We start from the raw sequence: 12,482 nt of genomic DNA, 5'->3' as shown, positions 1-12,482 counted from the left end.
GCTTACGCACCATTTCGCTGTACCGAGCGGTTCATCGGGGTCAGGGCCAGCCGCCTGCCGGTGAGGGGCGCGCTGGTGGGGGCCAGGATCGCGGCGATCTCGGCGACCGCGCGGGCGGCTGCCGATTCCGGGGCCGTATCGGTGAACGGAGCGCCCTCGTCGCCCGCCGCGCAGACGCCGGGATCGAACGGGATCCGGCCGAGCACGGGGCAGTAGGTGTCGAGGAGGGTGCTCAGCGCCCGGCTCACGGCGGTGGCCCCGCCCGCGCCGAACAGGGTGTGCCTGATCCCGTCGGGAGTGTCGTACCAGGACATGTTCTCGATGATGCCCGCCACCCGCTGCCCGGTCTGGGCGGCGACGGCACCCGCCCGTTCGGCGATGCGGGCCGCCGTGCGCTGGGGTGTGGTGACGACCAGAAGCTGGGCGGCGGGCAGTAGCTGGGCGAGGGAGATCGCGATATCACCGGTGCCGGGCGGCATATCGATCAGGAGAACGTCGAGGTCGCCCCAGTAGACATCGTGCACGAACTGCTGCAACGCGCGATGCAGCATGGGGCCCCGCCAGACGATGGGTGTGTTGCCCTCGGCGAACATACCGATGGAGATCACCCGGATTCCGAAGGCGGTGGGCGGCATCATCATTCGCTCCACCAGCGTCGGACCGGTGGTGACGCCGAGCATGGCGGGGATCGAATGTCCGTGCACGTCGGCGTCCATGATGCCGACGCGCAGGCCGCGCCGGGCCAGCGCGATCGCCAGATTCACGGTGACGCTGGACTTCCCGACACCGCCTTTCCCGGAGACGACGCAGTACACCGTCGTCGGGGAATCCGGCGCGGCGAGCCCGCTCACCGTCTCCGATTCCGCCCCGCGCAGCTGGACGCGCAGCGCGCGGCGCTGGTCCTCGCTCATCACACCGAACTCGATGTCGACGCCGGTGACGCCGGGGAGCACGGTGACGGCGGCCCGGATGTCCTCGCTGATCGTCGCCCGCAGCGGGCAGCCGGCGACCGTCAGCAGGACACGGATGCCGACATGGCCGTTGGTGTCCACATCGACGGCCTCGACCATGTTCAGTTCCGTGAGAGGACGGCCGATCTCGGGATCGTGGACGTCGCCGAGAGCGGCGATGATCTGCGCTTCGGTAGGCGTGCTTCGCAAGGGCATGGGTGTGTCCTTCACCGGCAGAGGCTGGCGCGCAGCATGTCCGCGCGTTCGACGACCTTGACCCGATCACGGCCTTCCGGCTCACCCAGCGCGCGCTCGTGAGCGTCGAGGCGATACCAGCCCTCCCAGGTCGTGAACGGGATGCCCGCGCCCATGAGGAAAGCGAGGACCGCGCCGGAGTCGGGGTGGGCGGGGCGGGCCAGTGCCTGCCGGTCTTCGAGCAGGCAGGCGACGGTCTCGTTGGCGTCGCCCTTGGTGTGGCCGATGAGGCCCACCGGTCCCCGCTTGATCCACCCCGTCACGTACACGCCGGGCAGCGGTTCGCTGTCGGCGAGGACCCGGCCCGCCGCGTTGGGGATGGTGCCGGAGTCCACGTCGAACGGGAGATCGGGCACCTCGCCGGAGCGATACCCGACCGCGCGGTAGACGGCCTGGACGTCCCACCGCTTGAATACGCCGGTGCCCTTGACGTTGCCGGTGCCGTCGAGCTGAGTGCGCTCGGTCTCGAGCCCGACGACCTTGCCGTCCTCGCCGATGACCTCGGCCGGGGACTCGAAGAAGTGCAGGAACAGCTTGTGCGGGCGGTTGCCCTGGTCGCGGATCGCCCACTGCTCGAGGGTGTTGGCGACCATGTCGACCTGCTTGGAGTTGCGGCGGGCGGCTTCGGAGCCCTCGTCGTAGTCGATGTCCTCGGGATCGACGATGACCTCGATCGTCGGCGAGTGGTCGAGCTCGCGCAGCTCGAGCGGGGTGAACTTGGCCTGGGCGGGGCCGCGGCGTCCGAAGACGTGGACCTCGACGGCCTTGTTGGCCTTCAAACCCTTGTAGACGTTCGGCGGGATCTCGGTCGGCAGCAGCTCGTCACCGGTCTTGGCCAGCACGCGGGCCACGTCGAGGGCGACGTTGCCGACGCCGAGCACGGCGACCTTCTCCGCGTCCAGCGGCCACGACCGCGGCACGTCGGGGTGCCCGTCGTACCAGGAGACGAAGTCGGCGGCACCGTAGGAGCCGTCGAGGTCGATGCCGGGGATGGGCAGGGCGCGGTCGGCGTTGGCGCCGGTGGAGAAGATGACCGCGTCGTAGAACTGGCGCAGGTCGTCGAGGGTGATGTCGGTGCCGTAGTCGATGTTGCCGAGCAGGCGCACCTGGTCCTTGTCGAGGACCTTGTGCAGGGCGGTGATGATGCCCTTGATGCGCGGGTGATCGGGGGCGACGCCGTAGCGGATCAGACCGAAGGGCGCGGGCATGCGCTCGTAGAGGTCGATGCTGACATCGGCATCGGACTTCATCAATGCGTCGGCGGCGTAGATACCGGCCGGTCCGGCCCCGATGATCGCCACGCGCAGTGGAGGATTCGCGACCGTCATATCCGGTACTCCGCGACGAAGGGCGTATCGACGCCGAGATCACCGACCACGGCGGCACTGCCCGGCGACCCGAGCGCGGCGTCGCGACCGGGCAGCGGCACGTCGAAGAAGGCGGCATTGGCCGCGACGAAGCCCTCCTGCCCCGCCGGGATGTCCTCGGCGAGCGAGATCGCTTCGACGGGGCAGACAGGTTCGCACGCACCGCAATCCACGCACTCGGTGGGATGGATGTAGGCCATCCGGTCACCGGTGTAGATGCAGTCGACCGGGCATTCCTCCACGCAGGCGCGGTCGAGCACGTCCACGCAGGCGGCTCCGATGACGAAGGTCATGGCTGTAGTTCCTTCTCGTTCGGCTCGCCGAGCGCGGCGAGGATTTCGTAACGCAGACGGGCGAATTCGGGCTCGAAACGGGCGCCGGGCGCGCGGGGTGAGTCGATCTCGACGACCCGCTGGATGCGCGCCGGACGCGGGGTGAGCAGCACGATGCGATCGGCCAGCAGCAGCGCCTCGTCGACATCGTGGGTGACGAACAGCACCGTGGTCCGCCGCTGCTGCCACACCGAGATGAGCAGCCGCTGCATGTCGGCGCGGGTCTGCGCGTCCAGCGCGCCGAACGGCTCGTCCATCAACAGCACCCGTGGTTGCGCGGCCAGCGTCCGCGCCAGTTGCACCCGCTGTCGCATCCCGCCCGACAGCGCGCCGGGCAGATGATCACCGAAGTCGGTGAGCCCCACCAGGTTCAGCAGTTCCTGCGCCTCGCCGCGGCGATCCCGGCGGGCGACGCCCCGCAGCTTCAGCGCGAATTCGACATTGCGGCGGGCGGTGCGCCACGGCAGCAGCGCGTCCTCCTGGAACACCATCGAGCAGTGCTGTGCCGCCGCCCCGCCGTCGACCGAGACCGTGCCGCCGATCGGGGGCAGCAGGCCGGCCATGGCGCGCAGCACCGTGGACTTGCCGCAGCCCGAGGGGCCGAGCAGGACGACGATCTGTCCGGCCTCGATATCCAGATCCACCTCGGCGGCCAGGCTCGCACCGTAGGCGATGCGCAGACCGGCCAGCCGCACCGCGGCGCCGGCGCTCATCGCTGGGCCCTCGGCAGCCACCGGTTCACCCGGCGCCCCGCCAGTTCCACCAGCCAGGCGGTGAACCAGCCGAGCAGTCCGATGGTGAGCATGCCGACGATCACGCCCGGATAGTCCAGCAACCCGTAGGATTGCCAGGTGAAATAGCCGATCCCGAATTGTCCCGAGATCATCTCGGCGCTGATCACACAGATCCAGGCCACGCCCATCGCGACGGACAGGCCGGAGAAGATGCCCGGCAGCGCGCCGGGCAGCGCGATCTGGAAGAGGATGTCGATCCGGCGCGCGCCGAGGGTGTGCGCCGCCTCCTCCCACACGCGGGGCAGCGCGTGCATGGCGTGGATGGTGCTGACCGCCACCGGGAAGAACGCGGCGAAGAAGGTGATGAACACGATGCCCTGCTCCCCCGTCGGGAACAGCAGGATCGCCAGCGGCACCAGTGCGATCGCGGGGATCGGCCGGAAGACCTCCAGCACCGGCCGAACCAGGCCGCTGACCAGGGCCGAGCGGCCGACCGCCATCCCGACCAGGACGCCGGACACCGTTGCCAGGCCGAAGCCGGCCAGGATGCGCCGGGTACTGGCGACGATGTCGCGGTAGTAGCTCGCCGCGCCCAGCTGGGTGCGGAACGAGTCGAAAACCGCGGTGGGCGTAGGGATCTTGTCGAAGCGCAACCACAGCACCACCTGGTAGGTGGTGAGCAGGTGCCAGGCCAGCAGCAGCGCCAGCAACGGGACGGCGGTCAGTGCCGTCTTGCGCGCCCTGCGGGGAATCGTGAAACGGGTGGACGACTCCGCGCGGGGCGCGACGGTGTCGGGTGCCGCGACCGGGGCGGCGAGGGGTTCGGCGGAAACGGTCATGGTGAGCCTCCTGGTCTCACGTGACGGAACTAGCGGGCTTTCAGTGCTGCCTGGTAGTCGATGACCGCGGCGCCCGGATGGGCGGCGGCGTACTGCTGGGCGTCGGCGCGGATCGCGAACGGCAGCAACCGATCGTCCGGGGCCGCGGCGGGATCGCTGACCCAGGTCGCGGTCGCGGCGAACAGCCGTGTCCCGGTGCCGTGATCGGGGACGTAGGCGGCGCGCACCGTGCCGCCCTTGGCCGCGATCCGGCGCAGCAGACAGGTCGGGGTCCTGGCGACCGAGGTCGTCGCCGTATCGGCGAACCAGACTTCCGAGGCGGTCGCGAGCCCGTCGACGGCTCCCCCGCACACGCTGTCGGTCCCGGTGAGCGGCGACGGCGGGGCCACCGAAGCACGTGCGGTCTCGTAGTCGGCGCCGTAGACGGCCCGCACGTACCGATCGTCGACGAACTCGCCGAGGTTCAGATCCGAGAGCGCGCCCAGGCTTTTCAGGAACGGCAGCAGGGTGCCCAGCGCGTCGACCTGCTGCGGCTTGATCGTCGGGTCGAAACCGACCAGGCCGTTCGGACCGTTGTAGAGGTAGACGACCTCGGCGGGCAGACCGGTGCTCTCGGCGACCCGCTGCGCGGCCTCGAGCGGATGCTGGTTGAGGTAGTCGGTCGTTTTGCGCTGGGCGGTGAGAAACGCCGTGACGATGTCGGGGTGCTGGGTCCCGAACCGCTCGCTGGCGACGACGGCGTGAAAGGTCGGAATGCCCGCGCTGCCACCGTCGTAGAGCAGTCGGGCCTTGCCGTCGTACACGAGTTTCTGTGGCCACGGCACGAATTGGGCCAGTGCGGCGACCTGGTCGCCCTGCAGTGCCGAGGCACCGACGGCGGGGTCCTGGCCGAGCAGTTTCACATCGTCGAGGGTCATCCCCGCCGCCGACAAACCGGTGGCCAGCATGCCGTGGGCGGCCGAGCCGACACTGGTCGATACGATCTGCCCACGCAGATCGGCCAGGGTCGCCGCGGGCGAATCGAGCGGGACGACGATCTGGTTGAGCGAGCCGCGCAGGTTGTAGCCGGTGACCGCGATCAGCTCGGACTTCACATCGGCGTGATCGCGCGTCTTGGAGCCGTTGACCAGGATCGGCGCGTCGCCCATCGAGCCGATGTCGACCTGACCCGCGAGCATCTGCGCGGTCAGGGGCGGGCCGGCGGCGAAGTCCTTCCACTCCACCCGATAGGTCAGGCCGGTGGTCTTGCCCAATGCGGCGAGTTCGGCTTCGAAGGTGCCGCGGTCGCGCAGCAGCGTGCCCGCGGTCACGGTGTTGATGGTTTTGGACTGGTAGCCGATGTTCACGGTGACGGTCTTGCCGTCGTCACCGGCGCCGCAGCCGGTGGCCAGGGTGGCGGCCACGGCGGCGCCGAGCAGCAGCGCGGTCAGGCGTAAGCAGGTCGAGCTCATGATGGTGGATCCGTTCTTCTTCTAGCGCAACAGGAACGGGATGTTGACGGTGACGGCGCCGACCGGGCACCGTGCGGCGCACGGCCCGCAGTACCAGCACTCGTCGACGTGCATGTAGGCCTTGCCCGAATCCGGGTGGATGGCCAGGGAATCGAGGGGGCACATGTCGACGCACAGCGTGCAGCCGTCGATACAGGTGGCCTCGTCGACCGAGACGGGGACGTCGAGACGGGCATTGACCTGGGCCATCAGAGTTCCTTTCCAGAGTTGGCGATGCCGATGCGGGCGAAGGCGCGGACGTCGGCGTCCGGGTCGTCGAGTGCCCGTTGCAGCGCCGTGGTGATGTCGCGGCGTTCGGCGATCCGTTCGGCCAGTGCGCGCACCGCCGCCTTGCGGACGTCGAGATTGGGGTCGGAGACGGCCGACAGCAGTGGCGCCGCCGCGAGTTCGGGGTCGGCCGCGGCCAGGGCGACGGCCGCCGCCTGCCGGACCTGCCAGGCCGGATCGGTCATCGCCACGGTGGCGACGGCGGCGGCCTGGTCGTCGCAGCCGGTGCCGGCCAGGCTCGCCAGCGCGGCGGCCCGGACCAGCGGTTCCGGGTCGGCTGCCAGCGTCAGCAGGGTAACCGCGCCGCGTGGGTCGCCCACCGCGGCAAGACCTTTCGCGACCCCGATGCGGACGTTCTGGTCCTCGTCGGCCGCCGCGGTGGCGAGTTCGTCGATGGCGTCGACCGAGGTGAGTCCGCCGACGACGACGCGCCGGACCGCAGCGTTCGGATCGGCCAGCCAGCCGAGCAGTTCCCCGGCGGTCGCCCTGCGGTGCCGCCACAGCGCCTCGATCGCGGCCGAGCGCACCGCCGGTTCCGGCGCGGTGACGCAGTCCCGCAGTGCCGCATCGAATTCCGGTCCGGGTACCAGCACTTCGAGCAGTTCGGTGAGCAACCCGATCGCGGTGTGCCGCACGTCGACGTCGGCATCGGCGAGCGCGCCCGCGATGATCGGCGCCGCCGCTGCCCACGCCTCGGTGGTCTCGCTGAGCACCGACAGGGCCGTACGCCGCACCTCGGGGTCGGGGTCGGTCAGATACGGCGTGAGCTCGTCGAGTTCCGGGCACTCGTCGGCCAGGTCGAGCAGGGTCAGCAGGCGCGCGCTCATCGGGCGCCCCACGCGCCGACGAGTTCGGGAGCGGCGACGTCGGCGACGCCGTCGGGCCGGACGAAACCGGGGACCGGCACGATGTACGGGGCGACCGGGCGGGTACGGAACTCCATCGACCCGCTCGCGCCGCGATAGAGGTTGAGATGGCAGAACCATTCCGCGTCGTCGCGGGCGGGCCAGTCGGCGCGCTGATGGTAGAGCCCCCACCGGCTTTCGGTGCGGCGCAGCGAGGCGCGTGCCGCCATCTCGGCGCAGTCACGGATGAAGGTCACCTCGGCACAGCGCATCAGCTCGTGCGGTGTCTGCCCGCCCATGGCGGCGATCTCGGCATTCATCCGCTCGAAGGCGGCGACGCCGAGCGCGAGGTAGGACTGCGCTTTCGGCGGTTGCAGGTAGTCGTTGACGAAACGGCGCAGCTTGTACTCCACCTGCGGCTGCGGCGGGCCGTCGGGGTTGCGCAGCGGCCGGTAGATCAGTTCGTGGGCGGCCTCGATCTGGTCCGCGGGCAGTTCCGGATGCGTCGCGCCGCGGGCGAAGGCGCTGGCGTGCTCACCGGCGATGTCGCCGTAGACGAAGGCGCCGATCATGTAGTTGTGCGGGACCAGCGCCATGTCACCGGCCGCGTACAGGCCGGGGACGGTGGTCGCGGCGTGCTCGTCGACCCACACCCCCGAGGCCGAATGTCCACTGCACAACCCGATCTCGGAGATGTGCATTTCGATGTCGCCGGTGCGGTAATCGGTACCGCGACCCTCGTGGAACGTGCCACGGGTGGGCCGCTCGGTGGTGTGCAGAATGCCTTCGATCTCGCGGATCGTCGCGTCGGGCAGGTGGCTCAGCTTCAGGTAGATCGGGCCGCGCGCACTGTCGAGTTCCCGTTTGACCTCGGCCATCATCTGCCCGGACCAGTAGTCGCAGTCGACGAAACGATTACCCTCGGCATTGACCTGGTAGCCACCGAACGGATTCGCCACATACGCGCACGCCGGACCGTTGTAATCCTTGATCAGCGGGTTGATCTGGAAGCACTCGATGCCGGACAGTTCGGCGCCCGCGTGGTAGGCCATGGCGTAGCCGTCACCGGCGTTGGTGGGGTTCTCGTAGGTGCCGTACAGATAGCCCGAGGCGGGCAGGCCGAGCCGGCCGCACGCGCCCGCGGCGAGGATCACCGCGCCCGCGGAGATGGTGACGAACTCCCCGGTGCGCGTGTCGAACCCGACGGCGCCGACCGCGCGCCCGTCGACGGTGAGCACTCGTACCGGCATCACCCGATTGGAGATCGTCACCTTGGCGCGCACATCGCGGGCCCGCAGCGTGCGATAGAGCACCTTCTTCACATCCCGGCCCTCGGGCATCGGCAGCACGTAGGAGCCCGATCGGTGCACCTTGCGCACCGCGTACTCGCCGTGCTCGTCCTTCTCGAACTTGACGCCGTACCCCTCGAGGCGCTGCACCATCTCGAAACCGCGGGTGGCCGTCTCGTAGACGGTGCGCTGGTTGACGATCCCGTCATTGGCGACGGTGATGTCGGCGACGTAGTCCTCGGGGCTGGCCTTGCCGGGTACGACGGCGTTGTTGACACCGTCCATGCCCATGGCGAGCGCGCCGGAATGCCGCACGTGCGCCTTCTCCAGCAGCAGCACGTTCGCGCCGTGCCGGGCCGCGGTGAGCGCGGCCATCGTCCCGGCGGTGCCGCCGCCGACGATCAGGACGTCGCAGACGAGCTCGCGCCGGTCGGTAAGCGGTGGAATCTGCATGAGGATCAACCCCTTTCGTTGGAGTCGCGGGCGACAGTGCGCCGCGGGGTCACCGGGACGCGGTCCAGCCGGCCGGACAGGGAGAACCGGTCACCGCGATAGCGGATGTATTCGAGATCGACGGGCCGGCCGGAATCGGTGTAGGTGAGCCGTTCCAGGAACAGCAGCGGTGAACCGGCGCGCACCTGGAGCAGGCCGGCGACCGTCGGATCGGCGGCGACCGCTTCGATCGCGACCGCGGCCGAGCCCAGCGGCAACCCGAGTTCGGCTTCGAGCAGTCCGAACACGTCACAGCCGGTGAGGTCCTGGTCGAGCAGGGGGATGCCGACGTCGGCGGTCAGATAGCTGGCGTCCAGCGACAGCGGGGCACCGTCGAGGTAGCGCACCCGTTCCAGCGCGACGACCGGATCGCCCGCCTCCAGCTCGAGCCGTTCGGCGACCAGGGGCGTGGCGGGCACGACCTCGGCGAGCAGGACCCGGTTCACCACCCGTTCGCTGCGGGTCTCGAAGGTCTCGGCCAGCCCGCGCAGACGGTCCAGTCCCTGCACCGCCTTCTCTGCGACGACGAAGGTGCCCGCGCCCGGGACCCGGTCGATCAGGCCTTCGTCGCGGAGCAGGGCGAGCGCGTCGCGGACGATATTGCGGCTGGTGGCGAAGTCGGCGGCGAGCTGGGCCTCGGCGGGCAGCGGCCGGGTGCCGTAGACGCCGCTGCGGATGCGGGCGCGCAGCACGTCACGAATGCGTCGGGCCGGCGCGCTGCGGCGGCCCGTGCCGGGATCGGGAGGCCGGGGCCGCGCCGAGGAAAAAGGAGTGGCTGTCATGCGGCACATGTTCCGAAGGCCGCGTTACGGCGGACGCTTCGGGCAATTACCGGACAGTTACGCCAGTTACCGCTGCGGCCCCGAGCCCTCTACCTGCGGCGATGCACCCTTGTCCGGCAGTCCCACCACTGCCGAGCGGGCGACCTCGAGTTGCGCGGCCCGATCGACGAGCAGTTCGCCGGGGCCGGAGGGCGGGGTGTTGCGGCGCCAGATCGCCCGGAACTTGCGGGTCAGCCGGGCGGCATCGGCGGACGGCACGGCCACCAGCGCCCCGGTCGCCAGATCCGGTGCGGCGATCAGCCGGCTCAGCACGGCCGGGGCCATGCCGGCGCGGGCGGCCGCCACGATGGCGGCGGCCGAGCCCAGTTCCGCGGCCGGGCCCGCGGGTGTCGCTGCGGTACTGAGCAGGTCCCAGACGGTGTCGCGGGTGCCCGAGCCGGGCTCGCGCCACAGCAGGGCGGTGCCGGCGAGTTCGGCGAGCGCGACCGGGGTCGTCCGGTGCGCCCAGGGGTGATCCGGCGCGACCACCACGACCAGGTCGTCGGCGCCGAGCACGCGGCTGCCGAGCCCGGCGGGCGGATGCGGGCCCTCGACGAATCCCAGATCGGCGACGCCGTCGCGCACCAGTGCCGCGACCTGGGTGGAGTTGTCCACCTCCAGCGAGATCAGCACCTCGGGATGGTCGGTGCGCAGCGCCGCCAGCCAGTGCGGAATACGGTGGTCGGCAATCGTTTTCGACGCCGCGATGCGCAGCCGTGGGGCCGCCGCGGCGCGCAGGCGGTCGACATCGTCGACGAGATCGCGCACGGCGGCGAGCACGATGCGCGCGTGCTCGACGACGGCATGACCCGCGTCGGTCAGCGCCGAGCCGGTGGGGCCGCGGTCGAGCAGCTTGACCCGCATCCGCCGTTCGATGGCGCGGATCCGCATGCTCGCCGCGGGCTGGCTGATGCCGTGGCGGCGGGCGGCCGCGCCCAGACTGCCCAGCTCGGCCACCGACACCAGGAGGTCGAGGACTTCCAGGTCGGGGGTTCCGGGCGGCAGGGTCATGCGCCGATTATGAGCGACGCGGGCCGTCGCGCCGCATCAGGCACTGTCGTCGCCGTGTTCGGCCAGGTATCGGCCGCGCAGATTCTTGACCACTCCGTAGAGCGCGATCACCGGCTTCAGTGGCATCCACTCACCGAATCGGTACTCCCGACCCGGCACCAGCCGCACGGCCAGTTCCGGGCTCTGCTCCGCGAGATAGTCCCGACCCGTCGCGGCGTGGGTGGGCAGTGAGACGATCTTGATGCGGTCGACGTCCTTCAGGAACGGAACCGCGAAAGCGATGTTCTCCCAGGTGGATCGGCTCGATTCCTCGAGCACCAGCTCACCGCGATATCCGCGGGCGCCCGTGGCGTATCCGGCCATCAGCGCGGCCTCGGACACCGGGCCCGCGCACGCGCCGCCGCACAGGACGAGACGGGATTCGGTGGCCGCCGGGTCGATCGAGCGCAGGCCGGCGCGCACCCGCCACCGGTTCATCGCATTGGCCCGCGGACCCGCGTCGCGGTAACCGAGCACCACGACCGCCTCGGACCCCGGACCCGCCGCGCCGACGCGCCTGCGGGAGGCGCGCCAATTCGCCCACTCGCCCCACAGCATCACTGCGATCGCGGCGGTCAGCGCGAGCCGGGTTCGTGTCCGCATCTCTCCAGGAAAGCACACCCGCCGCGCCGACACCCATAAGCCTGCCTTATGGGCACCCAGGAAACCGGTCTCTACCTCGGAGTCTTCGGCGCGGCGAAGGTGGAGCAGTGAACCGAGTACGTACCTTCGCTCCCGGCCTGGCCCTCGCCGCGCTCCTGGCCACCGTGGCCATGCCGTTCGGCAAGGCCCTGCCGATGATCGGCGCGCCCGTGCTGGCGCTGGCCGCGGGCGCCGTCGCCGGGATGGTGCTGCGCCGCAAGGACGCGACGGGCGAAACGTTCGGCCCCGGCCTCGACGCCGCCCGGCAGCGGCTGCTGGGCGCGGCGATCGTGCTGCTCGGGCTCGGTCTGCCGCTGGGTTCGGTGATGAGCGTGGGCAAGGAGACGGCCGTCGTGCTGCTCGGCACGCTGCTCGTCGGCGCGGTGGCGGCGTTCTTCGTGGGCCGGATGCTGGCGGTCGACCGGGAATCGGCGACGCTGGTGGCGGTGGGTACCACGATCTGCGGCGCGTCCGCGATCGCCGCCGCCACCGCGGTACTGCGGCCGGACAAGCAGCGGGTCGCCTACGCGCTCGGCACCATCTTCGTCTTCAATGTCGCGGCGGTGCTGGTATATCCGCCGCTCGGCCGCGCGCTCGGTCTGTCGCAGGAGGCGTTCGGCCTGTGGGTGGGCACCGCGATCAACGACACCTCCTCGGTGCTGGCCGCCGGCGTCATCTTCGGCGCCGGCGCGGCGCATTTCGCGGTGATCGTGAAGCTGGTGCGCAGTCTCGCGATCGTCCCGCTGTGTATCGGCCTGCACGTCGGCCGTCGTCGTCTCGCCGCGGAGACCGGCGCCCCCGCGGGTTCGCTGCGCCAGGCGTTCCCGCTGTTCGTCGTGCTGTTCCTGGCCGCGTCGATCATCGCCGGTCTGGGCATCCTGCCCACCGCGTTGACCACGCCGCTGGCAGCCACCAGCGGCTGGCTGATCGCCGCGGTCCTGGCCGCCATCGGCACCTCGCTGAGCGTCGAGCGGCTGCGCAGCGCGGGCGTGCGGCCCTTGGTTCTCGGCGGCGTGCTGGGCCTGATCCTCGGCATCGCCAGCCTCGGCCTGATGTATCTCACCGGCTGGTGCTGAACGACATCGCGT

Annotated in this window: 11 protein-coding genes and 1 pseudogene; 1 reads left to right on the top strand and 11 read right to left on the bottom strand. The window is 70.6% G+C overall.

Features of this window, described 5'->3' with window-relative positions; all coding sequences use genetic code 11:
• Window positions 1-2 precede the first annotated feature (2 nt).
• The 11 genes and pseudogenes from NV348_RS31985 to NV348_RS31935 form a co-directional block, all read right to left on the bottom strand.
• Entirely contained in the window at window positions 3-1,166 is a 1,164-nt protein-coding gene (locus tag NV348_RS31985; RefSeq protein ID WP_447150209.1) for an Mrp/NBP35 family ATP-binding protein, read from the bottom strand.
• Window positions 1,167-1,177: 11 nt separating this feature from the next.
• Window positions 1,178-2,533 (bottom strand): FAD-dependent oxidoreductase, encoded by a 1,356-nt coding sequence (locus NV348_RS31980; protein ID WP_447150208.1) that lies wholly within the window; start codon window positions 2,531-2,533, stop codon window positions 1,178-1,180.
• Window positions 2,530-2,865 carry a ferredoxin gene (gene fdxA, locus NV348_RS31975; RefSeq protein ID WP_447150207.1) on the bottom strand — a complete coding sequence of 112 codons (336 nt, stop codon included), beginning with the start codon at window positions 2,863-2,865 and terminating at the stop codon, window positions 2,530-2,532. The genes NV348_RS31980 and fdxA overlap by 4 nt, the downstream gene beginning before the upstream one ends.
• On the bottom strand, window positions 2,862-3,617 hold the full coding sequence (locus NV348_RS31970) for an ABC transporter ATP-binding protein (protein WP_447150206.1): 756 nt from the start codon (window positions 3,615-3,617) through the stop codon (window positions 2,862-2,864). Before NV348_RS31970 ends, fdxA begins: the two co-directional genes overlap by 4 nt.
• On the bottom strand, window positions 3,614-4,477 hold the full coding sequence (locus NV348_RS31965; RefSeq protein WP_447150205.1) for an ABC transporter permease: 864 nt from the start codon (window positions 4,475-4,477) through the stop codon (window positions 3,614-3,616). The genes NV348_RS31970 and NV348_RS31965 overlap by 4 nt, the downstream gene beginning before the upstream one ends.
• Window positions 4,478-4,506: 29 nt before the next feature.
• Complete coding sequence (locus NV348_RS31960; protein ID WP_447150204.1) at window positions 4,507-5,928, bottom strand: ABC transporter substrate-binding protein; 1,422 nt, start codon at window positions 5,926-5,928, stop codon at window positions 4,507-4,509.
• Window positions 5,929-5,949: 21 nt separating this feature from the next.
• Window positions 5,950-6,177 carry a 4Fe-4S dicluster domain-containing protein gene (locus NV348_RS31955; RefSeq protein ID WP_110038620.1) on the bottom strand — a complete coding sequence of 76 codons (228 nt, stop codon included), beginning with the start codon at window positions 6,175-6,177 and terminating at the stop codon, window positions 5,950-5,952.
• Window positions 6,177-8,842, bottom strand: a pseudogene (locus NV348_RS31950) (fumarate reductase/succinate dehydrogenase flavoprotein subunit). Before NV348_RS31950 ends, NV348_RS31955 begins: the two are co-directional and overlap by 1 nt.
• Before the next feature lie 5 nt (window positions 8,843-8,847).
• On the bottom strand, window positions 8,848-9,663 hold the full coding sequence (locus NV348_RS31945) for a GntR family transcriptional regulator (RefSeq protein ID WP_447150203.1): 816 nt from the start codon (window positions 9,661-9,663) through the stop codon (window positions 8,848-8,850).
• Window positions 9,664-9,729: 66 nt separating this feature from the next.
• Window positions 9,730-10,713 carry a LysR family transcriptional regulator gene (locus NV348_RS31940; protein WP_447150202.1) on the bottom strand — a complete coding sequence of 328 codons (984 nt, stop codon included), beginning with the start codon at window positions 10,711-10,713 and terminating at the stop codon, window positions 9,730-9,732.
• 36 nt (window positions 10,714-10,749) lie between these two features.
• Entirely contained in the window at window positions 10,750-11,355 is a 606-nt protein-coding gene (locus NV348_RS31935; RefSeq protein ID WP_447150201.1) for a YdcF family protein, read from the bottom strand.
• Between the two features lie 107 nt (window positions 11,356-11,462).
• Between NV348_RS31935 and NV348_RS31930 the strand changes: the two genes are divergently transcribed.
• Window positions 11,463-12,470, top strand: a complete 1,008-nt coding sequence (locus NV348_RS31930; RefSeq protein WP_447150200.1) for a YeiH family protein — start codon at window positions 11,463-11,465, stop codon at window positions 12,468-12,470.
• Window positions 12,471-12,482: the final 12 nt, after the last annotated feature.

This window comes from Nocardia fodinahabitans (genome assembly GCF_052983615.1).
The sequence above is the reverse complement of the archived record's forward strand: the minus strand, read 5'-3'. Positions and strand labels throughout refer to the sequence as shown.